A 24,035-nucleotide genomic window follows, 5' to 3' on the forward strand; every position below is an offset into this window, starting at 1 on the left:
CGCGTGATCGTCAGGCCGGTGACCGGCGGCGCCGCACCACGACACCCAGGGCGCCCGCGGCGATGAGCGCGAGTGCGATGCCCGCGGTCACGGCGAGAGGCGCCGCGTCCGCGCCCGTCGCGGCGAGCGCGGCGGTGACGGTGATCTCGGTCCAGCCGATGACGTTGCCGTCCGCGTCGAGCACGACGAGGGTGTGCAGCCCGGGCGCGGTGCCCGCGGGCAGCGGCACGGTGACGGTGCCTGCGGCGGTCACCACATGGCCGCCGAGCGAGACGGGCGTCGAGTGCAGCCACACCCACACCGTGTCACCGGCGTGCTCTGTGCCGACGACGATCGTGATGGTCTCGCCGGCCCGGGCCGTGTCGGGCGCGTCGATGCCGCCGCGGGTGGCATCGGTGAGCTCATCCTCCGACACCGGTCCCGGCGCGCCCGTCGAAGGCGACCCAGGGGTGGGAGTGGGAGTGGGAGTGGGGGTCGGCGTCGGCGTCGGGGTCGGCGTCGGCTCGCCCGGGCCGCCGGGTCCGCCGGTCGCCGGGCACGGCAGGGTGCCCGCGCGCAGCGAGTGGCCACCGGTGTCGCCGTCGTCGGTCCAGACGACCTCCTGGAACCCGTCGGCGCACGTCGACGCGGGGGCGATCGCCATCCCCTCGTTGTTGAGGTTCGGCATGCCTGCGGGGCGGGAGTACGAGTGCGCGACCTCGAAGTCGCCGTCGACGACCTCCAGCAGGTTGTAGACGCCGCCGCAGCCGTCGTCGCACAGGGCCCACAGCGCCTCACGGTCGGCGTCGTATGCGACGTCCATCGACCAGGGGAAGCCGGAGCTCTCGACCTTCACCTCGACGGGCGCCGAGCCGACGGCCAGTGAGAAGAAGTGCAGGGCGCCCGTCCCCTCGACCGCCGCCACGAAGAGGCCGGGAGTGGCGTGATCGCCGGCGCGGTACGCGGCGCCGCCGACCTGCCAACCGGAACCGACGAGGAACGAGTCGGGCACGTAGGTGATGCCCTCGAGGCCGAGGTTGGTGCCCGTCGGCACGAATCCGTTCACGTCCCACTCGTGGGTCGCCACGAGCTCGGTCGTGGCGGCTGTCACGGCGCTCACGTCGAACCGCGCGACCTTGTTGTGCGACGTGCTCTTCGCGCGTGCATTGTCACGCTCCGACGTGACGTACGCGGCGCCGTCCGGGCCGATCGTGACGCCCTCGGAGTCCAGCTCGCCGCCGCCGTCGGCGAAGCGCAGCGGGATGCCGCCCTCCCACTCCGGGAACGACTCGTACACGCCGCCGACCTCGTGCATCTTGAACAGGCGGCCCTTGTTCATCGCGACCCACAGGATGCTCGGGTCGGAGGGGTCGAAGGCCGCGCCCGACACATCGCCCTCGTCGTTGGCGTCGAGGTCGGTGAACGCGTCCACGGCGTCCGCGACGGCGATCTCGGCGGCGCCGGGCCAGGTCTCGGTCTCGAGGCCCGGGCATGCATTCGCCGCGCCCCAGGTCGCCGTCGGGGTCTCGACGTACGACACCGTGCCGAACAGCTCGCAGCGGCTGTACGACGCGTGACCGTCCTCGTACCAGGTGTGGCCGACGGCGCTGGCGCCGTCGTCGGCCCGGCGAAGCGTGAGCGAGTCGACGCTGTCGAGGCCCTCGATGTCGTCGGCGACGTGGAACCGGCCGGCGGCGACGACGGTGTCGGCGGGGATCGTGTGGACCACCGTCGCGTCGGAATCGAGCAGCTCCCAGCCGGAGATGTCGACCGGCTCGGCGCCGGTGTTGAGCAGCTCGGCCTTGCCCGCCACGTTCGAGACCTCGTTCAGGACGATCGCGGTGTCGAGCGGGCGGAACCGGGTGTCGCACGACTCGGTGTTGTCCCGCCCGAAGCTGCTCTCGGTGACGGACCAGAAGTCGCCGGATCCATCGGGACACGCGGCAGACGAAACCGCCTCCGACGCGAACGTGTCCGACGCGCCGGCCGCGCCGTCGCCGTACACCTGTGCGTCGACGAGCTGTCGGGATGCGGCGTCGGCGCCCGGACCGTAGACCTTGACGGCGTCGCCCTCTCCGGAGAGGCCCTTCTTCGACGAGAAGGCGACGTAGCCGCCGGCCGGGATGATCCACGAGCCCGCCGGCTCGAGCGAGTCGCCGTCCCACACCTTGAGGTCGGCGAGGGTCAGCGCCGACGCACCGGTCGCCGCGCCGCTGTCGGTCTGGTACCAGCCCTCGATCGTCACGTCGTTCGTGCCCGTGTTGACCAGTTCGACCGCGTCGCCGAAGCCGGGGTTGCCGGCATCGTCGTCGTTGAGTGAGGAGATCTCGTTGATCTCGATGTCGTCCCAGTGCAGGTCGAGCGCCGGCGGCGGCGTGACCGTGCAGTCATTGGCGGCAGCAGGCGTCGGCGTCGTGGCGCGGAAGGCACCGGCGCCGTCGGCGCATCGACCCCACGAGGTCGCGTGCGTCTCGGCCGGCCACGTCGTCGTGTCGACGAGGGTCGTGCCGTCGGCGAGGTAGAGGTTCGCCTCGTCGCCCTTGCCGAAGCCGGCGGCGGTGTAGTCGACCTTCACGTATCCGCCCGGCTCGAGCGTCGTCCCGGCCGCGATCGCCTGGAGGTGGGTCGCGTCGGTCGTACGGGCGTTGTCGGAGACGAGCCACCCCGAGATGTCGACCGCGGTGGCGCCGATGTTGGTGAGCTCGATCCAGTCCGCGGGGTCGGAGCTGACCTCGTTGACCTTGATCTGCGCCGCGCCCGGCACGGCGGGGCAGTCGTTGACCGCGCCGGACGTGGCCGCGGCGTTCATGACGAAGCCGCCGATGCCCTCGGGGCAGCGACCCCACGACGGCGCGGCGTGGGTGTCGGTGGGCCACGTGGTCGAGTCGACCTCGGTGCCGTCCGGCAGCGCGATCGTCATCGAGTCACCCTTGCCGAGGCCGAAGCCGCCCGCCGGGAACTCCGTCGTGTCGTCGGGGTGGAAGACGTAGTGGCTTCCGGGCTCGATCAGCGTGGGCGTGTCCGCGAGCACGAGCGGCACGTGGGTCGGGTCGCCGTCCACGGCCGTCCAGCCGTTGATGTCGACCGCGACCGCGCCGACGTTGACGAGCTCGACGAAGTCGACGCCGTTGGAGAACACCTCGTTGATGCGGATCTCATCGAGCCCCGGCGCCGGGCAGTCATTGACCGCGCCCTTCGTCGGCGTCATCGTGACGAGGCCCGCGGAGGGCGCCGGGCAGATGCCCATCGACGAGGCGTGGACGCCTGCCGGCCAGGTGACGGTGTCGACGAGCGTCGCCGTGCCCGCGTCGAACGCCGCCTTGCCGCCCTGGTACACCGATACGCTGTCGCCCTTGCCGAAGCCGACCGGCGAGTCGACGGCGAGCACGCCGTTCGCCGGGACGACGCCGGTGAGCTCGACCCAATGCGTCGGGTCGTCGGTCCCGCTGTCGACGAACCACATCCCGGCCAGCGCGATGTCGGCCGCCGTCGGGTTGGCCAGCTCGAACCAGTCCTCCGGGTCGGAGTTGACCTCGTTGATCACGAGATCGGTCACGGCCGCCGAGGCCGGCGCGGCGGCGAAGACGGTGAGAGGGACGAAGCCGACGATCGCGGCCAGGGCGGCGGCGAGCGCACGACGATGTTTGGGCACCAAGGACTCCTTGCGAGGCATGCCGATCCCCAGACCGGCATCCGAACGGGTCCCCGGATCTTCACACCGCACGGCGAACGACAGGTGAACGGCGAGCGAACCCTCGCCCGCCGTGCCCGCAACGCGGACGACGGCGCGGACGACGGCGCGCCCCACGCCCTTCCGGACGCGTGGGCCAGCCTCAGCCCGACGCCGCTGCAGGCGCCCGGGCTGAGGCATCCGTCGCGGCCTACTGCTGGGGCGCGCCGCCCGCGTTCGCCATCGCGATGAGGCCGTCGATCATCTCGGGGTTGATCGAGCCGCCGGAGTCGCCCTGCGCGAACATGCCCGCGCGGCCGATCGGGAAGGACTCCATCATCTTCGTCGCGTCGACGCCCTCGGGCATGATGTCGGCGACACCCTCCATGCCGCCCATCATCTGTGCGATCGCCGCCTGCACGACCGGACCGGCGATGGGGTGCGCCATCACCTCGCCGATCGACGACGTGCGCGACAGCGGCAGCGTGAACTCGTCGCCCGCGACCTCCACCGTGACGCTCGAGCGGATGTCGCGACTCGACGCCGCGACATCGACGGTGTACGAGCCGCCCTCGACGAGCCAGCGGTCGACTCGGATGTCCCAGTACGCGAGGTCCTTCCGGCGTACGGTCAGCGCGACCTCGCGGGTCTCACCGGGCTCGAGCGCGACCGCGGCGAACGCCTTCAGCTCGCGCACCGGACGCTGCACCGTGCCGCCCGGGAGTCCGGTGTACACCTGCACGACCTCGCGACCGGCGCGGTCACCGGTGTTGGTCACGGCCACGGTCACCTCGACGTCGCCGTCGGCATTCACGGCGGCCGAGGCAGCCCCGTATGCGAAGGTCGTGTACGACAGCCCATGCCCGAACGGGAACGCCACGTCCATGCGGCGCGCGTCGTACCAGCGGTAGCCGACGAACAGTGCCTCGCCGTAGCGGACGTGCGAGAACTCGCCGGGAAAGTCGAGGTACGCAGGGGTGTCCTCGAGCCGCAGCGGGATCGTCTCGGTGAGCTTGGCCGACGGGTTGACGTCGCCGAACAGCACGTCTGCCGTCGCCCCGCCGCCCGCCTGCCCGAGCAGCCACGCCTCGAGGATCGCCGGCACGCGGTCGGCGAACGGCAGCGCCACCACGCCGCCGTTCGAGAGCACCACGACGGTGTTCGGGTTCGCCGCGACCACGGCGTCGACGAGCTCGAGCTGCGCGGCGGGCAGGTCGATGTCGTCGCGGTCGTATCCCTCCGACTCGAGGCGCGCCGGCAGGCCGAGGAACAGCACGGCGACGTCGGCGACGGATGCCGCGGCCACCGCCTCGTCGCGCAGCGCAGCGGTCTCGTCGGCCGAGACCTGCAGGGCGTTGCTGAAGCCGCGAGCGTACGCGACCTGTCCGGTCGCGAGCGCGCGGATCTCGTCGAGCGCGCTGTCGAGGCGCGTCGGGTTGATCATCGAGGAGCCGGCGCCCTGGTAGCGGGGCTTCTCGGCGAACTCGCCGATCACGGCGAGGTTCGCGTCCTTCGCGAGCGGCAGGATCCCGCCCTCGTTCTGGAGAAGCACGATCGAGCGCCCCGCGGCCTCGCGCGCGAGGGCGTGGTGCGCGTCGACGTCGAGCGGTCCCGCCACGGCGCCGGCACCATCTGTCGCCTTGCGCACGAGGTCGAGCACGCGGCCGGCCGCGGCATCCACCACCTGCTCGTCGAGCGAGCCGTCGTGCACCGCGGCGACGATCTGAGCGTCGGTGACGCCGTTCGATGACGGCATCTCGAGGTCCATGCCGGCCGCGAGACCCGGAACGCGTTCGTTGACGGCGCCCCAGTCCGAGACGACGAGCCCCTCGAAGCCCCATTCGTCGCGCAGCACCCGGGTCAGCAGCCACGGGTCCTCCGACGCGTACACGCCGTTGATGCGGTTGTACGAGCACATGACCGTCCACGGCTGCGCGTCCTCGACGACGCGCTGGAATCCGCGCAGGTAGATCTCGCGAAGCGGCCGGGGGTCGATGTCCGAGCTCGACCGCATGCGGTCGTGCTCCTGGTTGTTGGCGGCGAAGTGCTTGAGCGAGGTGCCCACGCCCTTCGACTGGACGCCTCTCACGATCGCAGCGCCCAGCACGCCCGACACGATCGGGTCCTCCGAGAGGTACTCGAAGTTGCGGCCGCACAGCGGCGAGCGCTTGATGTTGATGCCAGGGCCGAGCAGCACCGCCACGTTCTCGATAGACGCCTCGGTTCCGAGCGCCTCGCCGACGCGGTTCACGAGTTCGACGTCCCACGACGAGCCGAGGCCGACGGCCGGGGGGAAGCAGGTCGCCGGCACGCTGTCGCCGATGCCCAGGTGGTCACCGCCCTCGCGCTGCTTCCGCAGACCGTGCGGACCGTCTGTGACCATGATCGCGGGCACGCCGGCGCGCTCGATCGGCTTGGTGTACCAGAAGCTCGCGCCGCTGGTGAGCGACGCCTTCTCTTCGAGGGTCAGCGCCGTGACATCGGGGAGGGTCATCGGGTTCCTTTCATCGGTGGTCGTGGACTCGGGAGGAGACGGATGCCGTGGGCCGGGCATTCGTCACCGGACCGACTTGATCGGCCAGATCGCGAATGCTCCCAGGATGCCGAGGACGATCGCGACGGGGAAGAGGCCCTGGTAGCCGAACATCAGCACGATGGCCCCGGCGACTCCGGGCGCGAGGGTCTGCGGGAGCGTCGCTGCGATGTTCACGACGCCGAGGTCCTTCGCGAACGACTTCGCGGAGGGCAGCACCTCGCTGATCAGGGCGGTGTCGACCGCCTGGAACATGCCGAACCCGAAGCCGGCGATGAACGTCATGATCATCCACGCGGCCAGGTCCTGCCACATCCACGGCAGCAGGAGCGCCAGGCTCACGACCGCCGCGGAGGCGAAGACGAAGGGCTTGCGGCGGCCCACCTTGTCGGAGAGGGGACCCGAGACGACAGTCGAGATGAGGATCCCGACGAGGCTCAGGATGCCCAAGAGCGGGATGACCGACTCGGGGTGCTCGACGCCGAAGTAGTACTGGAGCAGGTACAGCTGGTAGCCGGTCACCGCGAAGTACCCGGTGTAGAGCAGGAGGCGTCCGGTGAACGCCCAGAAGAAGTCCGGGTGCTTGATCGGGTCGACCCAGAACGTGCCGAGGAACTCCTTGAACCGGAACGGCTCCCGTTCGAGCCGCGTGCTCGCGTAGTCCGGGTTGAGCATGACGAACAGTACGAGGACGACCACCGAGAGCACCGCGAACGTGATGTAGCCGAGCGCGATGCTGCCGAAGAAGAGGGAGCCGACGATCTGACCGCCGAGCGCGCCCACCATCAGCCCGATGCCCGACAGCGCCGCGAAGGTTCCGCGCCGCGCGATCGGGACGCGGTCCGGCATGACCGCCGACAGCGGTCCCTGCGCGAAGTTGAAGCACGTCTGCACGAGCACCCACGCGACGATGAAGCCGACGAGGGTGTCGGCGAAGGCGAGGCCGACGAGCGAGAGGGCGCCGGCGAGGGCGCCGATCACGATCCACGGCGCACGGCGTCCGAACCTCGAGCGCGTGCGGTCCGAGATCTGACCCGCGATCGGCTGCGCGATCATCGCCGCGAAGGCGCCGATGGTCGAGACGATCGCGAGGTTCGCGACGTTGACCTGGTTCTCTTCGCCGAACGCCAGCGTGATCTGCTGCGGCAGCAGGATGCCGGGCACGGCGCCCCAGACCATGAAGATCGCGATGTTGGCCGGGACGATCGACCACATCAGTCGTCGCAGGCCTCTGATCGGCGCCGGCGGGTCGTCGTTGCCTGCGGCGGTGGCGACGAAGGTGTTGGTGGTCTTGGGAGCGGTGCGATCAGACGACGTCGTCATATGCGGTCCTCGGTTCGGGTGGCGACGGCTCGACACTGAGCCGCTTGGCGAAAACCATATGTCATTTGGTTTTGAGAGATCAAGTGCGGTTCGGGTTTACTTCTCCTATGGCAGAAAGCCGAGCGGGACGACGAGGTTCCTACGCCAAGGGCGTGGCCAAGCGCGAAGAGATCCTCACGCGCGCACTCGAGGTGATCGCCCGCGAGGGCTACAGCGGAGCATCCGTGAAGGAGCTGGCGGACGCCGTCGGTCTGAGCCAGGCAGGACTCCTCCACTACTTCGGCAGCAAGGAGGAGCTCTTCACGGAGATCCTGCGCAAGCGCGACGAGGTCGACTCCGCGGCGTTCGGGCTCGCCGCCGACGGCTCCACCGCGGACGACGACATCCGTGCCGGCTATCTCGCGGTCATCCGACACAACGCCGAGGTGCCGGGCCTCGTGCAGCTCTATGCCCGGCTATCGGTCGACGCGGCCGATCCGCAGCATCCGGCGCACGAGTTCTTCGTCGAGCGCGGCGAGGCCCTGCGCCGCGTGTTCGCCGAGGTCGTCGCCCGCCGGCAGCAGGCGGGCGAGATCACCGACCGCATCGCTCCTGAGGCGCTGGCCCGCATCTTCCAGGCGGTCGCCGACGGCCTGCAGGTGCAGTTCATGCTCGAGCCCGACGTCGACATGGCGGCGACGGTCGCCGCGCTCTTCGACGCGCTGGATCCTCGGGCGGCGGACGACGGCGGCCCGCAGTGAGCGCCGACGCGGACGGTCCCGTCGTCACCACCCGCGCCGGCCGGGTTCGCGGGCGCTGGCGCGGCCAGCCGGGAGAGCGCGGAGCGTCGGCAGAGTTCCTCGGCATCCCGTTCGCGAAGGCCCCCGTAGGCGCCCTGCGGTTCGCCGCACCCGCGCCGGTGGAGCCTTGGAGCGACGTGCGCGACGCGTTCGAGTTCGGCGCGACCGCGCAGCGCGGCGACCCGGGCATCACGCTGATCCCCGAACCGTCGATCCCCGGCGATGCGACCCTCAACGTCAACGTGTTCACGCCCGCTCCCGCACAGACCGCCGCCCTCCCGGTGCTCGTGTGGATCCACGGCGGCGGGTACATCTCGGGTTCGCCGGCGAGCCCCTGGTACGACGGCCGGGCCTTCAACCGCGACGGCGTCGTGACGGCCACGATCTCGTACCGGCTCGGATTCGACGGGTTCGGCCACATCCCCGGCGCCCCGTCCAATCGCGGGGTGAGGGATTGGATCGCGGCGCTGGAGTGGGTGCAGGACAACATCGCGGCCTTCGGCGGCGATCCGTCGCGCGTGACCATCGCCGGGCAGTCCGCGGGCGGCGGGGCCGTGCTGACCCTCCTCGGGATGCCGGGCGTGCAGCACCTGTTCCACTCGGTGTGGGCGCTGTCGGGCGCCGTCGCGGACGTGCCTGCGGAGCGGGCGCGCACGGCGGCGGCCAGGCTCGCGCATCTCGCTGGCGTCCAGCCGACGCGGGAAGGCTTCGCGTCCGTCCCCGAAGAGACCCTCCTGGCCCTGCAGGAGAAGGCGGGCGCACCCGACTCCTCCGATCCGCTCGCACCCGTGCACGCGCTGCTGGCCGACGGTCTGCCGTGGGGTCCGATGGTCGACGGCGATCTGCTCGCGCAGCCCACGCTCGACTCGCTCAGGGCGGGCGTCGGCGCCGACAAGCCCCTCGTGCTGGGCTCGACCGACGACGAGTTCACGATGGTGATGGATGACGCGAAGCGGCTCCTGCGCCTCCTCCCGGCCACGCTCGGACTCGCGAAGCTGGGACTCGCGCGCGGGCGGCGGCGGACCTACCTCGCCGACAACCGGCCGCAGCGCCGCAAGGGCACGGCCGCTGTGCTCGGCCGGTACGTCACCGACGTCGTCTTCCGCTCCGAGGTGGTGCGGGTCGCCGACGCGCGCGGCACTGCTCCGACCTGGGTCTACCGCTTCACGTGGCCCTCGCCCACCCACGGCTGGGCCCTGCACTGCCTCGACGTGCCGTTCTGGTTCGACTGTCTCGACGAGCCCCATGTCATCGAGATCGCGGGCGATGCGCCGCCGCGGCGACTGGCGGATGCCGTGCACGGCGCCGCCGTCGCCCTCATCCGCGGCGACGACCCCGGCTGGCGCGCCTGGTCGCAGACGCCCGGGGCGACGCGGATGTTCGGGACCGAGGCATCCCCCGACGTCGTGGCCGACGGCTACGCGAGCGTCCGCGCCCTCCTCTGACCCGACCGTTGCCACGAAATCAGGACACACGCGGTCGAGCACGCCCCGCCGTTGCGCGAGACCCACGCCCTTCCTGTTTTCTCGACGCCGTGCGTCGCGACGCGACCAAGCCACGGAGCGCGGCCAGCACGCTGTCCGGGTTCCACATGATGTCTTCCGCGATCGGCCTGTAGGTCGCATAGCCCAAGGCCGCGGCTTCCTGATCACGCCTGCGGTCGCGCCGCTGCGCGTTCCAGCTGGAGTGGTGAGCCTCACTGTCGCACTCGATGATCAACCATCCCTCGACCACGAAGTCGACGATGCCGACGCCCGGGATCGCCACCTGGACCTCGAAGCTCAGCCCGAGCGACCGCAGCATCAAGCGCACCAGGGTTTTGGGGACCTGAGCCGCTTCTGGCGTCGATGAGTCCGCGCAGGACGGCGAACCGGTGTGGCAGCGCCCCGAACAGCTCGTCGAGGTCGTCCTGAGCCAACAGCCCTCGGTTGAGGGCGGAGTCGATCGTCGCGACGGCGGCACGAGGCTGCTGGCAGCGCACGGCCTGCAGAAGTGCGTCGAAGACCTCGACACTCGTCGCTCGAGGATGCGGCTGCCGATGCAGTCGCTCCCAATGACGACGGGCCGCGCGCGACTCACGGGGCAGCCGCGACGAGGTCGCCGGCAGGTGGACGTGCAACGCCTCGACAGCCAGCACGAACACGTCGAGATGCCGGAGCGCGCTGACGCACGCCAGCCGCCCACCCATGCCACATGCCGCGACCACCTCAGGCGAAGTGTCCGCAGGGAGGTACCTGCCCCCACGCGGACGCAGCAGGGTGCCGCTGCTCACGGCCGCGGTGATCGCGCGATCGTCCCACCCACGACTGCGGAGGTCCGAACGGCGAAGGAACGCGGAGCCAGGTTGCGGGTTCGACACCCCGCCACGCTGCGGCATGGACGATGCCGGGTTGGAGGAGCTGCCGCGATCTGTGGACGCCTGGAAGCGCGGGGCGCCTGGGGAGAAGCCGTCGCGAATTCAGGAGACACGCCGTGGCGGAGCCCGCCACGGCCCGGCGGAAGCCGGTTGCTCCTGTTTTCTCAACGCGCGGGCACACCGAGAGTGCTCGCGGGCTCCTCGCCCAGCACCACACCCCGCCGGCGAGCCCGGGTCAGCTGAGGGCGGCGACCACCTCGCGCTCGAAGAGCTCGACGCCCGAGAGGTCGTAGGCGGCCTCGGGGAAGTAGTGGATCGCGTACGAGATGCCGTGGCGCTCGCGCTCGGCGAGGCGCTCGGCGACCTGCTCGACCGAGCCGAACCCGGGCGAGTTCAGGTACTCGTGCTCGAGGTGGTCGGCCCTCTCCTGCCCGAGGTGCGGCGTCAGCCGGGCCATCACGGCCGCGAGGCGGTCGCGCGCCTCGGCCTCCGTCGCGCCGACGATCGTGTTGAAGTTCGAGGTGCGCGTGATCGAGGCGAAGTCGCGGCCGATGGCGTCGCAGTGCCGGCGCAGCGCGTCGCTCTTGCGGTCGATGTCGTCCAGTGATCCGGAGTAGTTCGTGTACGCCGCGTACTGCGCCGCGATCTTGAGCGTGACCTTCTCGCCGCCTCCGGCGATCCACATCGGGATGCCGCCGTCCTGCAGCGGCAGCGGCCGCACCAGGGCGCCGTCCACCTGGTAGAACTCGCCGTCGAGGGTCGCCCGCCCGGTGGTCCAGGCCTGCTGCATGATGTCGACGCCCTCGCGCAGCATCCGCAGGCGCTCCGGCACGGCCGGGAACCCGTACCCGTACGCGCGCCACTCGTGCTCGTACCAGCCGGCGCCGATGCCCATCTCGACGCGGCCACCCGAGACCATGTCGACGGTCGCGGCGACCTTGGCGAGGTACGCGGGGTTGCGGTAGCCCATGCATGTGCACATCTGCCCGAGCCGGATGCGACTCGTCGAGGCGGCGAACGCCGCCATGAGCGTCCACGCCTCGTGCGTCGCCTCCTCCGAGTGCACCGGGGTGGTGTGGAAGTGGTCGTAGACCCACAGCGACTCCCACGGTCCCGCGTCGGCGCGCTGGGCGAGGCCGTTCATCACCTCCCAGTGCTGCGCGGGGTCGATGCCCACGAGGTCGAATCGCCAGCCCTGGGGGATGAAGGTTCCGAAGCGCATGCGCCCAGCCTATGGCGCGACGGATGCCTCGGCCCGGCCGCGCGCGGGTCTCTCCGCACGCGAGACTTCACTTCTGTCATCGTTCGGCCTCCGTGGCGTGACAGAGGTGAAGTCTCGCGGGCGACGGATGCCTCGGCCCGACCGCGCGGGTCTCTCCGCACGCGAGAGGCCTCAGCCGTCGGCATCGGGGGCGTCAGGCCGAGGGCGGCGGGAAGACCCTGGCGTGCGGCATCCGTTCGCGCATGACGGCGACCGCCTCGGGGTTGTGGTCGACGAGCACGGCGTGCCGGCCGAGCGCCGAGGCGACCGCGCCGGTCGTGCCGCTGCCGGCGAAGAAGTCGAGCACGCGATCGCCCGGGCGGCTCGAGGCCTGCACGATGCGGCGGAGGATCCCCTCGGGCTTCTGCGTCGGATACCCGGTCTTCTCACGTCCCGTGGTCGGCACGATCGTGTGCCACCACACGTCGGTGGGCAGCTTGCCGCGCTCCGCCTTCTCGGGCGTCACGAGCCCGGGTGCCATGTAGGGCTCACGATCGACGGCATCCGAGTCGAACCAGTACCGCTGCGGGTTCTTGACGTACACCAGGATCGTGTCGTGCTTGGTGGGCCAGCGCTTGCGCGTCTTGGCTCCGTAGTCGTACGCCCAGATGAGCTCGTTGAGGAACCGCTCGCGACCCACGAGCGCGTCGAGCAGCACCTTGGCGTAGTGCGCCTCGCGGTAGTCGAGGTGCAGGTACAGCGTGCCGTCGTCGGCGAGCAGTCGCCACGCCTCGAGCAGTCGTGGCTCGAGGAAGCCCCAGTAGTCGTCGAACCGGTCGTCGTAGGCGCGCAGGTCGCCGCGGATCCGCACGTACTCCCGACCGTGGAACCCGCGCCGCACGATCGCGTCCTGCACGGAACTCCTGAGATCCGCGCCTTCGGCCTCCGACGCGCCGTGTGACGTCGCGCCGTCACGACCGTGCCGATCCGATTCCTCAGGAGTCGCGCTGGTCCACCGCGCGGTCTCGAGGGCTCGCTCCTGCACGCGGCCGGTGTTGAACGGCGGGTCGAGGTAGATCAGGGTGAACGATGCGTCCGGCAGCCCGCGGAGGACGTCGAGGTTGTCGCCCTCGTGGATCTCGACCGACCCCGGCCCCGGCAGAGCCGCAGCCGCCGCCTCGGGCTCCGGAGCCGTCGGTGCTTCGGGTTCCGGAGCCGCCGGTACCTCGGGTTCAGAAGCCGCGGCCGGGGTTGTGGCATCCGTCACGGCACGCGCCGGAGCCACGCGTCGGTCGCGAATTTCGCCTCGACGAGCGCCTCGGCCTCGGCGTACTCGTCGTCGGTGATGCGGCCGGGGACGGCGCCGTAGAGGTTGGCGAAGGTGTCCTTGAGCTTCTCGATGATCGCCTCGCGCGGCAGACCGGTCTGCCTCCGGAGCGGGTCGACGCGCTTCGCGGCCGAGGTCGTGCCCTTGTCGCTCAGCTTCTCGCGGCCGATGCGCAGCACCTCGGTCATCATCTGACCGTCCATGTCATAGCTGAGGGTGGCGTGGTGCAGCACGCCGCCGTTCGCGAGCCGCTTCTGCGCGGCGCCGCCGATCTTGCCCTGCGGCGAGGCGATGTCGTTGAGCGGCTGGTAGGTGGCCTCGATGCCGAGCGCGCGCAGCGCCTGCAGCACCCAGTCGTCGAGGAACGCGTACGAGTCGGCGAAGGTGAGTCCCGCGACGAGGGATGCCGGGACGTACAGCGAGTAGGTCACGATCGAGTTCGCCGCCATCAGCATGGCGCCACCCCCCGAGATGCGGCGGACCACGTCGAACCCGTGCTTGGCGGCCCCTTCGGGATCGACCTCGTTGCGCAGCGACTGGAATGAGCCGATCACGACGGCGTTCTCGTTCCACTCCCACAGCCGCAGCGTCGGACGGCGGCGGCCATCGCCGACGCGGCCCGTGAGCACCTCGTCGAGTGCGAGGTTCATCCGGGGCGACACCGGCTTCTCGTGGACGATCTCCCAGTCGAAGTCGCGCCACCCGGGCGCGGTCACGAGGGCGCGGCGCACCGCCGTGCCGACCGCCTCGGGCGTGAACCCGAGCAGCTGCGCGCCCTCGGGGAGCGCCGAGCGCACCGCGGCCGCGATGGTCGCCACGTCGGCCTCGACGGGCAGGCCGTTCACGGCCGCGTCGATGTCGTGCAGCGCGTCGTCAGGCTCGAGGAAGAAGTCCCCTGCGAGGTGGAAGTCCGCGATGCGACCGTCGCGCTCCTCGAGGTCGACGACGACGAGCTTTCCGCCCGGGACCTTGTATTCGCCGTGCATCCCCTCAGCCTATTGCGCGCGGCGGAGCCGGATCGGCCTCAGTCCGCGGGGGAAGCGCGTGCGCAAGCATGCGATCTGCCGTTCGCTCACGTCCAACCCATCGCGGAATCGGGAACCGGGTGGCATGCTGTGTCCCACCGGACATCGGAGCCGCCGTGAAGCCGTCGTCAGAGGTTTCTGCGCAGGTCGCGGGCTTACCGCGTTACACCCGCACGGTCGGCGGGGTGCTCGGCGGTATCTTCGCGCTCGTCGTGCTCAGCATCGTCGGCGGACTTCTGGTGGTGGCACCGGTCGTACCGGTCCTGGCGTTGTCGGGGCATGGGGTGAGCAGAGTCGTCTCGCTTTTCGAGAACATGCCCAGTTACCTCGAGATCGATCGACTGATGCTGCCGACGACGATCTACGCGCGCGATCCCGCGACAGGAACGGACGTCGAGCTGACCTCCTTCTACGACCAGAACCGCGTTCCCGTTTCGTTCGACGAGATCGCTCCGGTCATGTACGACGCCATCCTGGCAGCGGAGGATCCGCGGTACTTCCAGCACGGCGGCGTCGACCTCATCGGCACGACCCGCGCCTTCATCAGGAACGCCCAGGGCGGTGCGACCCAGGGCGGGTCCTCGATCAGCCAGCAGTACGTGAAGAACATCCTGGTCCAGCGCTGCGAGCGCGACGCCGTCGCGACGGAGTCGCAGACCCGCGACGAGGTGCTGCGCGAATGCTGGCTCGATGCGACACAGGCGCAAGGTGTCGAGGGCTACCTGCGCAAGCTGCGGGAGATCCGATACGCCATCCAGGTCGAACGGGAGCACTCCAAGAACGAGATCCTCCTGGGCTACCTCAACATCGCCAACTTCGGCGGCACCACTTACGGCATCGAGGCCGCCGCTCGTTACTACTTCGGGACCACGGCTGCGAACCTCACGCTCGCTCAGGCGGCGACGCTCGCGGGGATCGTGCAGAACCCCAACACGTTCCGCATCGATCGCCCGATGGGGTCGATCATCGACGCTGACGGTACCGGCTACAACAAGGCGGCCGACGGCTCCCTCGACGATGTCAGTCCCGGCACGCTCGCCAGCCTCGATGCCCTGCTCGCCGAGGGGACCATCACGCCCGAGCAGCACGTCGCGGCCGCCGATCCGTACAGCGCCACCAAGGGTCGGCAGCTCTATGTGATCGGCCGCATGCTCGAGGACGGACGCATCACCGAAGAGCAGTACGTGGCGGCGGCGATCGAGCCGATCACGCCCACGATCCAGCCGGCGCGGACGGGGTGCGCCGCCACGGCAGCGCCCTTCTTCTGCCAGTACGTGGTGAACACCGTCCGTTTCGACCCCGCCTACGCGAGTGCGTTCGGCGAGACGGCGCAGGAGCGCCATCAGTCGCTCACACGCGAGGGGCTGAGCATCTACACGACACTGGACTGGCGGCTGCAGAACGCGTCACAGGATGCGATGCGGCGGTACGCCCCCGAGAGCGTGCCCGGCATGTCGTTCGGGTCAGCCTCCATCAGCATCGAGGGGGGCACCGGGCGCATCCTCGCCATCGCCCAGAACAACCGCTTCACAGAGGACGCCGGCCTCGCCGCTACCGACCCGGTCTACACGTCGCTCGTCTACGCGGGCGATGCGGTGCACGGCGTCTCGACCGGATTCGCGACGGGATCGACGTTCAAGCTGTTCACCCTCGTCGACTGGCTCGAGAAGGGGCATTCGCTCTTCGAGACCGTCAACGGCAGCCAGCGCGTCATCCCTCGCCTCCAGGATCGCTGCGACGGCACCTGGATCAACCGCGAGAACCATCTCGTCCGCAACTTCGGGAACGTCCCGGGCTACACCGGGACGCCGATGCAGTTCACCGCGCAGTCGTTGAACAGCGGGTTCCTCGGCATGGCGGAGCGTCTCGACCTCTGCGACATCGAGGACGTCGCCGCCCGCCTGGGCGTGACGCGCGGCTCGGGCGATCCGGTGGACATCGACGGCGCCGCGGCGGTCATCGGCACCAACGAGATCGCCCCGGCGGCCATGGCGGCCGCGTTCGCCGCGGTCGCGAACAACGGCGTCCACTGCGCTCCGCGAGCGATAGAGCGCGTGGTCAACGCCGACGGCGACGAGCTCGCCGTTCCCGGCGATCGATGCTCGCAGGCGATCAGCCCGGGGGTGGCGGCCGCGACGGCGTTCGCTCTGCAGGGGGTTATGACGGGCGGCACCGGAACCGGTGGCAACCCCAACGACGGCACGCCGGTGATGGGTAAGACGGGCACGCACGAGCAGATTCAGACGTGGCTGGTGGAATCGAGCACCCGGGTGACGACGGCTGTGTGGGCGGGCAACGTCATCGGGGCCGGCGACGTCTTCCGCGCGTCGTACAACGGACGGGTGCTCTCGACGATCCGCCTCCCGATCGCACGCGACATCCAGGTCGTCGCCAACCAGCTCTACCCGGGTGGCCCCTTCCCCGCACCACCGGCCGAGCTGGTCGGACGTCGGTGACCTCTTCGCTTCGTCGAGGCCGCGGCCCGACGAGAGCCATTCCACCCCGGTCGCGCCCGGCCCGTTCCACGGCGCGTTGAGATCGCGCTCGATGAGGCCCCCTCGCCGTCCCTCACCCCATTGCGAGCAGGGAAGGGGACGGATGCCGCGGGCCGCGGCATCCGTCCCCTCATCGTTCGATCAGTCGGACGTGCAGGCGCGGCCGTCGAGCCAGAAGATCCACGGCTGGTCGGGCTCGCCGGTCACATGCAGCAGCGTGCTCGGCGCGTTGCCGGGACGCGCGGACGCGGTGGCCGTGACCGCCGCGCCGTCCTGCGTGAACTCGCCGCGCGTGGCCTTTCGCACCGTCTGGTCGCCGGAGAAGAAGAACTCCAGGGCGCCCGCAGCTGACGTGCGTGCCTTCGCCGCGAAGCCCTTGGCGTCGGCATCGACGTCCCACGCGACGTGGCAGTCCAGCGGCTCGATCGCGGGGCTCGCGAGCTCGACGAGCTCGCGGGCCTGCTCGACGAACCACTGACCCGCAGCGGGGTCCTCCATGCCGCGTGCCGGGTCGAGCGGACCGCCCGTGCCGCGATAGCACTTGCCGTCGGATTCCCCCGGCACCTTGATCCACAGGAAGGCGTCGACGAGCGGCACACCGGTGGTCGTGTCCGGGCGTGCGCCCAGGCCGCGGTCCGGCGGGTTGCACCAGTCCTCGTGCGCCGGGTAGGCGCCGACGGGGTACTGCCACGGTCCGAGGCCGTTGCGGCTGGTGTCGATGACGAAGTGCGTGCTCGCCTCGACGTCGCCCAGGATCAGCGCGTACCGCGAATCCACGCCGCTCGTGTTCAGCGCGGGGTCGGCGGCATCCGCGGTCCACTCGCCGTACGGTGACATGGCAACGCCCTGCCAGTTGGTGGCGGGTCCGCCGTTCCAGTACTGGTTGCCGCACTCCCCGAAGCCGTCCGGATTCACCTGCGTGACGTAGGCGATGCACTGCGAGACCCACGTGCCGTAGACCACCGAGTTCGTCGTGAACTGGTAGTTCGAGGCATTGAGGAAGAAGCCGTCTGCACGCTCCACGCCGCCCTTGATCAGTCGGTCCGAGATCTCGCCGACGTTCAGCCAGGCAGGACTCGTGCCGTCCAGATAGACGGATGTCGCGGGCAACGACCCGAACGCGTCGACCGCGTGGTTGAGCTGCAGGTAGCGGTCCGCGGCAGCGGTCTCGGCAGGGACCTCGGCGGGCTGGCACCACTCGGTGACACCGTCGAGCGTCGTGTAGTGGGGGATGATGCCGAGCCCGTCGGGCTCGAGGATCACCGTGGCGGGGCGGTCGCCGATCCCGGCCGCGAATCCGTCGATCCACGCGTTGTAGGCCGCGGTGTCGAGCGCGCCGCCTGCCGAGTACTGCGCACAGTCGCGGAACGGCAGGTTGTAGGCCACGAGCACCGGCATGCGGCCGGTCGCGGCGGCTGCGGTCACGACGTCGTCGACGGCGGCCTCGACCTCGGCGGGGGTTCCGCTGGTGAACCAGTCGGCGGAGGGGATCGAGCCGAGCAGCTGCGCGTCGTCGCGCGCCTGGCCGGTGAGAGACTGCGCGGCCTCGAGCGTCGTGCTCCACGGGTTGAGGTACAGCTCCGACCCGGCCAGCCCGGAGTCGTCGGCATGGGCGACACTCGCGCCGATCGGCGCGGCGAGCGCCGCTGCGAGCGCCATGGCGCCGCCGAGTGCGACGGCTCGACGGCGACGGCGGGGGACGTCATGGGTCATGCAGAACTCCTTCGTCAGCATCGACCACCGGGGCGTCGTCGCCCCGAGGAGGACCGTCGTGGGTGCGTGGGAGCGCTCCCACAACGGTCGCTGTGGAAAGGATGACGCATCCTCCTCCCGCGCGTCAACGGTGAACCGTGCGCGGGTCAGAATCCGGTCTTCACCCCATCGCCGCGCGCCTGCGTATGACTGACGCGCCGCCAAGAGGTTGCCAGGTCACGGTCGGCCACCGAGCGGTATGTCCAGGAACGGGCCCCCGAGGCGTGAGCGCGGGTCGGGGAACTGTGGCAGCGCGCCATACGCTTCTGTGAGGAGCTGTGTCGCGTTGTCCTCAGGATGGTAGCCGATCTGGCGTCCGGGTTCGAGGGGGAACCAACCCGGACTGTTGGCTGATACTCCCCAAACCACGTGATTCCCTGGCGCATCGAGCTCCACGGCGGCCTCGATGAGCCGGACGGTGTCGCTCACCGAGAACCACGTCGCAACCGTCCGTCCGAGAGTCGGCTCGCGCCCGAACGTGCAGATGCGCGCCGAGACGACACACATCTCGAACCGGTCAGCGAACAAGCTCCCCAGTGCCTCCATCGCGACCTTGCTGACCCCGTAATACGAGTCGGGGCGAGCTGCACGCACGTCCGCGGTCGAGCCGGTCAAGTACCCGCCGGCGTGGATGGAGCTGGCGAGCAGTACTCGGCGGACTCCGGCGTCGCGGGCGGCTTCCAGGATGCGTTTCGTTCCGTCGATGTTCACCTGCAGAAGGTCGTCCCACGGTGCTTCGGCGGCGATGCCCGCAAGGTGGACGACAGCGTCCGCGCCTTCCAGCACTGCGGCGAGCTTCGCGGAATCGGTGATCGAGCATTGGGTCCACGTGCCGTCGGCGTCCTCGGGCACGTCGATATCCACGAGCCGCAATTCGTGACGGTCGGCGAGCAAGGGCGTGACCGCTGTTCCGATGACTCCGGCTGCGCCGGTGATGACGATGGTGGCCATCACGCGGTGAGGAGACGGCGGGTTTCCTCGAGCCGCTCGCGGGGGACGAACTGGCCGAAGGTGTCGTTGGCGAAGAACGTCACCCCGTCGGTGAGGTGACGGTGCGAGCGGAGGACCTCACGCTGGTACTGGTAGCTGCGGATGTCGTCCAGGTGGGTGCGGTAGGCGTACCAGGGGTCCACGAAGTCCACCGCGTAAAGCGTGCGTGCTCGCATCCGTGCCTTGCTCTGCAGGTTCGGGATGATCTCTGTGCGCTCGACCAGGACAGCGAAGGTGGAGACGACGATGGCGTCGAGCGTGTCGTAGCACTCGTCGGTCATCCCCCACACATCGCGTTCGACGTCCGCGCGCCAATAGCTGTCCATCCAGTAGATCTGGCGGTCGCCCATCGCTGCACGCAGCCCGAGGAAGAACGCCCGGATCCCCTCCTGCCGTTCCGAGGTCAGCTCCGGCGCGTTCTTCGGGTTCCAGAACCCGAGCAGTCCGAACTGGTTGCCCAGAAGCACGCCGTCAAGGGCGAAGTCGGAGACGAATGCCGCGGTCTGGCGGGCGACGAAGTCGCCGGCCAGGGTGCCTGCGGGGATGCCGTCGGGCCAGCCGGCGTAGCGCCGGGAGTCGGCGTTCAGCGGGAGGGTGACGTCGATGAGCCCCGGGATCTCGTGCCCGCCGGCGTCAGCGCGAGCGGCGGCTACCTCGGGGTGACGGACGGTCTTCCATTCGCTACGGCAGAACTCCGGTCCTGGCTCAAGGTATTCCAGGAGCCGCAGCCGCACATCTCGCCGAGCAGCCTCCTCCCGGATTGTGGCGTAGATGTGCGCCAAAGATCGGTAGTCCATCGGCTGTTCGGACAACACCATCATCGGTCCCGCTGAGTAGGGGTTCGCGGAGCGCTCACCGCCTTCCCGCACCCGGTCCAGCCAGTTGGCATTGTGGTTGCGCATCGCGGTCTCGAACGTCTGCCCGGCGTCGGGGTCCCACGCGTACGCGTTGTAGCGCGCCCAATCGAAGGTGTCATCCAGCCCGTCTGGTCCTCGCCAGTCGAGGACGTGGTCGCCGTTGCCGGCGCAGAAGACGATGGTGAGGTCGTTTCCGTCGATCCACTCCGCGTGATGGTCGAAGAACGCTGCGACGCCATCGGCCGGCGCGCGCAGATCGTCGAAGATCTTGGGGGTCACCCACAGGCAGACTTCGCGGGGGGAGGTCATGAGATTCCTTTCACTGCTGTCAGGGCTGCGTCGAGGCGAGACGTCGATGCGAGGCCCGCGTGGTACACGAGAAGATCGTTGGCACCCGCCGCCTGCAGTGCCGCCCACGCGGCGGTGAGCTCGGCGGCGGTGGGTGGCGGGTCGTTGAGAATGGTGACGTAGGCGCCCTGTGCGGTTCCGGCGCGCAGCTGGGCCGCGGCGGACTCGGTATCCTGCCATGCGTCGGCCAGAGTATTACCGCGGGGAGCGGACTGGTCGGTGTCGGGATGGAACAGCACATCCGTGAAACCCGTTGCCGCCGCTACTGTCAGCACCCGCGCCCGGAACGCGTTCGCCGCCTCTCCTCGCGCGCGCCGCACCCGGTCGGCGATGTCAGCCGGAACCGGCGCATTGTTTCGAAGCACCGTCCGGACGTCGGCCGGGTCCACGTCGGCGGCCGCCGCGCACCTTGGGCAGAGACACCATGACAGGGCCTCGGCGTCCAGGTCGGCTGCGGCTACCTTGTCGTGCAGGGAGGCGTGGCCGAGGTTCGACCAGGATGCACCTTCCACGACCACCCGGTCCGAGCCCGCACGCCCCAAGGTCTGCACCGTTTCGGTCGCGTAGACGAGCGCTTCGGGAGAACGCAGGCAGATGGCGTGGCGGGAGACCGTTCCGAAGGCGTCGACGACGCGCGGGAGATCCGGTCGAGCGCCCTCGACGTGGCTGAGCACCACCCAGCCCGACACCTGCACGCCCGCCCGAGTGAGGCCGTCTCGAGCACGTTCGTACGAGGCAACCCCGCGCGGCAGTGGCCCGGGGTCCGCGAGGTAGCCGGCTGAGTGGTCGATGTGCACGATCCTGTGGGCTGGGTGGCGGGGAGTGGCCGCCCGTGTTGCGTGGTAGGTCGCGGCGAGAGCGACCTGCTCGACGCCACGGCCGGCGAGCCAGGCTGCGGCGGTGGGATCCCCGTCGATATCCCACGGGAACAGGCTGAACGTGACGCGCATCAGTATCGAGGCAGGCCGGCGTCGTAGTCAGGATCCACCGACCGCATGTACCCGGTGTCATCGCGGACCGTCCGCCCGGATTCGATGTAGGCGCGGTGAAGGCGGTCCACGGTGTCGCGGCGCAGTTCCACTCCCAGCCCCGGCCCGTCAGGCACGATGAGAGCGCCCCCCTGGAACGAGAACGTGCCGTCCTGGACGATGTCATCGCCCGCGTTCCAGGGATAGTGGGTGTCGCTCGCATACGTGATGGCCTCGGACGCGGCGGCCACATGTGTCATCGCGGCCAGAGACACCCCGAGGTGCGAGTTGGAGTGCATGGATACGCCCAGCCCGGCCGCAGCGCACTCGCGAGCAAGCTCCAGTGCACTGGAGAGGCCACCCCAGTAGTGATGGTCGGCCAGGACGATGTCCAGCGCCGATGCTGCGACGACCGCGTCCAGGTCTCCCAGCGTGTTGATGATCATGTTGCTGGCCAGCGGGAGCTGGGTCGACTCGCGCACCCGCGCCATCGCTGGGATGGACAGCACCGGGTCCTCGAGGTAATCCAGCGCCCCTTCGAGCTCCGCCGCCACTTTCAACGCGGTGGATTCTGTCCACGCGCCGTTCGGATCCATACGCAACGGCACGCCCGGGAAGGCGCTGTGCAGTGCGCGGAGTGCCGCGATCTCTTGGTCAGGAGGAAAGACGCCCGCTTTCAGCTTGAGCGACCCGAACCCGTACCTGGTCACCATGGTGCGTGCCAACCCGACGACGTCGCCGGCGCGACGGACGCCGCCCCATTCGTCAGTTGTGCGACCGGGGTGACTCGGCCACTTGTAGAAGAGGTAGCCGGCGTAGTCAACGTGGTCCCTCACCGGTCCGCCCAACAGGTCCACGACCCGGACCCCCTCCAAGCGTGCCCATGCGTCAATGGCAGCAACATCGAACGGCGACCGCGCGATGTTGCGCTCGACGAGCGGCGTCGTCGGGCCGAGCACGGAGAGGACCACTTCGCTGATGTTCGCGGGGGAATCCACCCGCGTGCCGATGAGGCGCGGAGCGATGGCCCGCAGACGGTTCAGCAGGGTCAGATCGCCGCCAGCTTCGCCCAGCCCGGTCGTACCGTCCTCCGTCGTGAGCACCACGAGGGTGCGCAGCGCCAGTGGTTCGTGCACACCCCATGTGTTCAGCAGGGGCGGGTCCGAGAACGCCAGCGGAACGACTTCTACGTCGGTGATGCGGCTCATCGCGGCACCACCATGGTGGGCCCGGGAGGGGCAGGAAGGCGGCGCGCCCCCTCCCCCTCCCGGACAGCGGTTCCCGTCAGCACGGACGAGAACGTCCGCCCCAGCGAGTGGTCGGTTTTGCGGGCGAGGTCGGTGAACCTTGCAGCCATCAGGTCGTACCCGTGCTGGTTCGGATGCAGGTCGTCGTACAGCAGCGCGGCATCATCATCGCCGAGAAGGTCCTGTCCGTCGACCAGACGCAACTGCGGGTCGCGGGCAGAACGGTCGGTCACCACGCGACCGATGAGGTCGCGTGTGCGCCGCAGTGTCAGCGAGCCGTCGCCGGAGTTCATCTCGCGGGGCGTTCCCGCGAACCGGCCCGACCCGACCCGCCGCGTCGGACCGGGGGCATCCTCATGGGACGGACAGGAGATGGCTGTGATGACTGCGAGGGGCGTGTCGGGGTGGGCTTCGCGAATGATGTCCAGAAACCCATGAAGCGCCGGTACGAAGACCCGTTCACGCATCCCATCGGCGTTGACGATGTTGATGCCGAGCTTGAGGGTGATCACGTCCGCCGTCGTCGTCGCGATGGTGCGGGCAACAAACGGGTCGAGCATCGCGTTGCCCGCGAATCCGAGGTTGAGCAGGTCCAAGCCCAGCGCGCGCGCCGCCTGCTGCGGCCATGGTCCGAGTGGCCCGTCCGCCTCCAGACCGTGGCTGATAGAGCTCCCGTGGTGCAGCCACATCGGGCGGTCATCGGCAGGCGCTGCGGTCACCGCGGCATCCGCCTCCGCGTCGTGCACCACCACCTGGGCGTTGTGAGGCAACCACACCTCGATCTCACGCTCCCCCCCATCACCGCCGAGGTGCAATTCCACGAGGGAGATCGGTCCCGGCACGACAGTGAAGGTCCGGTCGGCCGCAGCAACAATAAGCGTGCCCTCGTCGAGGTCGCAGCGGTCCAGCAAGATGCCCTGTGCCGTCGCGACCACACTCACCGGGAACGGCGGGTGCGGCGATTCGGCGTCGACATTCCTGATGAAGGTGGCCTGGAGGCGCAGTGTCCGCGCGGCGGTGCGCACGCGCAGCCGCACACCGGCCGTGTGAGCGGAGACCCAGTCGATGCCCGCGTCGGCGTACTGGCGCCGCGTCCACTGCGGCAACCGGCGCGGGATGAAGCCGTCATCGCGGGGCTCGATGTCTACCGCGCCGAAGGTTGCGGCCTTCAGCACGTCCAAGGGG

At 69.9% G+C, this 24,035-nt stretch carries 16 protein-coding genes; 3 read left to right on the forward strand and 13 right to left on the reverse strand.

Features of this window, described 5'->3' with window-relative positions; translation table 11 throughout:
• Positions 1 to 10: 10 nt before the first annotated feature.
• The 3 genes from AC3ANN_RS16095 to AC3ANN_RS16105 all read right to left on the reverse strand — a co-directional run bounded on the left by AC3ANN_RS16095 (position 11) and on the right by AC3ANN_RS16105 (position 7,505).
• Positions 11 to 3,631, reverse strand: coding sequence for a lamin tail domain-containing protein (locus tag AC3ANN_RS16095; RefSeq protein ID WP_488338393.1), 3,621 nt, complete (start codon positions 3,629 to 3,631; stop codon positions 11 to 13).
• Between the two features lie 229 nt (positions 3,632 to 3,860).
• Positions 3,861 to 6,143: a glycoside hydrolase family 3 C-terminal domain-containing protein gene (locus AC3ANN_RS16100; RefSeq protein WP_488338394.1), complete on the reverse strand. Its 2,283-nt coding sequence runs from the start codon at positions 6,141 to 6,143 to the stop codon at positions 3,861 to 3,863.
• 63 nt (positions 6,144 to 6,206) lie between these two features.
• Positions 6,207 to 7,505 carry an MFS transporter gene (locus AC3ANN_RS16105; RefSeq protein ID WP_488338395.1) on the reverse strand — a complete coding sequence of 433 codons (1,299 nt, stop codon included), beginning with the start codon at positions 7,503 to 7,505 and terminating at the stop codon, positions 6,207 to 6,209.
• A 107-nt stretch (positions 7,506 to 7,612) separates the two neighbouring features.
• On the opposite strand from AC3ANN_RS16105, the gene AC3ANN_RS16110 reads away from it, so the two are divergent.
• Both AC3ANN_RS16110 and AC3ANN_RS16115 read left to right on the forward strand, forming a co-directional pair.
• On the forward strand, positions 7,613 to 8,245 hold the full coding sequence (locus AC3ANN_RS16110) for a TetR/AcrR family transcriptional regulator (protein WP_488338396.1): 633 nt from the start codon (positions 7,613 to 7,615) through the stop codon (positions 8,243 to 8,245).
• Positions 8,242 to 9,729, forward strand: coding sequence for a carboxylesterase/lipase family protein (locus AC3ANN_RS16115; protein WP_488338397.1), 1,488 nt, complete (start codon positions 8,242 to 8,244; stop codon positions 9,727 to 9,729). The genes AC3ANN_RS16110 and AC3ANN_RS16115 overlap by 4 nt, the downstream gene beginning before the upstream one ends.
• A 19-nt stretch (positions 9,730 to 9,748) precedes the next feature.
• Here the strand turns inward: AC3ANN_RS16115 and AC3ANN_RS16120 are convergent, their stop codons facing one another.
• The 4 genes from AC3ANN_RS16120 to lplAB all read right to left on the reverse strand — a co-directional run bounded on the left by AC3ANN_RS16120 (position 9,749) and on the right by lplAB (position 14,154).
• Positions 9,749 to 10,087 (reverse strand): DUF559 domain-containing protein, encoded by a 339-nt coding sequence (locus tag AC3ANN_RS16120; protein ID WP_488338398.1) that lies wholly within the window; start codon positions 10,085 to 10,087, stop codon positions 9,749 to 9,751.
• 788 nt (positions 10,088 to 10,875) lie between these two features.
• Positions 10,876 to 11,862: an LLM class F420-dependent oxidoreductase gene (locus tag AC3ANN_RS16125; RefSeq protein ID WP_488338399.1), complete on the reverse strand. Its 987-nt coding sequence runs from the start codon at positions 11,860 to 11,862 to the stop codon at positions 10,876 to 10,878.
• A gap of 193 nt (positions 11,863 to 12,055) precedes the next feature.
• Positions 12,056 to 13,003 carry a DNA-methyltransferase gene (locus AC3ANN_RS16130; RefSeq protein ID WP_488340850.1) on the reverse strand — a complete coding sequence of 316 codons (948 nt, stop codon included), beginning with the start codon at positions 13,001 to 13,003 and terminating at the stop codon, positions 12,056 to 12,058.
• Between the two features lie 101 nt (positions 13,004 to 13,104).
• Entirely contained in the window at positions 13,105 to 14,154 is a 1,050-nt protein-coding gene (gene lplAB, locus AC3ANN_RS16135) for a lipoate-protein ligase LplAB (protein WP_488338400.1), read from the reverse strand.
• A 155-nt stretch (positions 14,155 to 14,309) separates the two neighbouring features.
• Here lplAB and AC3ANN_RS16140 point away from each other — a divergent pair, with 155 nt between their 5' ends.
• Entirely contained in the window at positions 14,310 to 16,649 is a 2,340-nt protein-coding gene (locus AC3ANN_RS16140; RefSeq protein ID WP_488338401.1) for a transglycosylase domain-containing protein, read from the forward strand.
• A 180-nt stretch (positions 16,650 to 16,829) separates the two neighbouring features.
• Here AC3ANN_RS16140 and AC3ANN_RS16145 read toward each other — a convergent pair whose 3' ends face one another.
• The 6 genes from AC3ANN_RS16145 to AC3ANN_RS16170 all read right to left on the reverse strand — a co-directional run bounded on the left by AC3ANN_RS16145 (position 16,830) and on the right by AC3ANN_RS16170 (position 24,025).
• On the reverse strand, positions 16,830 to 18,401 hold the full coding sequence (locus tag AC3ANN_RS16145) for a glycoside hydrolase family 6 protein (protein WP_488338402.1): 1,572 nt from the start codon (positions 18,399 to 18,401) through the stop codon (positions 16,830 to 16,832).
• A 216-nt stretch (positions 18,402 to 18,617) separates the two neighbouring features.
• Entirely contained in the window at positions 18,618 to 19,391 is a 774-nt protein-coding gene (locus AC3ANN_RS16150; protein ID WP_488340851.1) for an NAD-dependent epimerase/dehydratase family protein, read from the reverse strand.
• Positions 19,391 to 20,596 (reverse strand): hypothetical protein, encoded by a 1,206-nt coding sequence (locus AC3ANN_RS16155; protein ID WP_488338403.1) that lies wholly within the window; start codon positions 20,594 to 20,596, stop codon positions 19,391 to 19,393. The genes AC3ANN_RS16150 and AC3ANN_RS16155 overlap by 1 nt, the downstream gene beginning before the upstream one ends.
• Positions 20,593 to 21,585 carry a hypothetical protein gene (locus AC3ANN_RS16160; protein WP_488338404.1) on the reverse strand — a complete coding sequence of 331 codons (993 nt, stop codon included), beginning with the start codon at positions 21,583 to 21,585 and terminating at the stop codon, positions 20,593 to 20,595. The genes AC3ANN_RS16155 and AC3ANN_RS16160 overlap by 4 nt, the downstream gene beginning before the upstream one ends.
• Positions 21,585 to 22,811 carry an enolase C-terminal domain-like protein gene (locus AC3ANN_RS16165; RefSeq protein WP_488338405.1) on the reverse strand — a complete coding sequence of 409 codons (1,227 nt, stop codon included), beginning with the start codon at positions 22,809 to 22,811 and terminating at the stop codon, positions 21,585 to 21,587. The genes AC3ANN_RS16160 and AC3ANN_RS16165 overlap by 1 nt, the downstream gene beginning before the upstream one ends.
• Entirely contained in the window at positions 22,808 to 24,025 is a 1,218-nt protein-coding gene (locus AC3ANN_RS16170) for a GDSL-type esterase/lipase family protein (protein WP_488340852.1), read from the reverse strand. The genes AC3ANN_RS16165 and AC3ANN_RS16170 overlap by 4 nt, the downstream gene beginning before the upstream one ends.
• Positions 24,026 to 24,035 lie beyond the last annotated feature (10 nt).

Source organism: Microbacterium sp. STRO-2N (assembly GCF_057747775.1).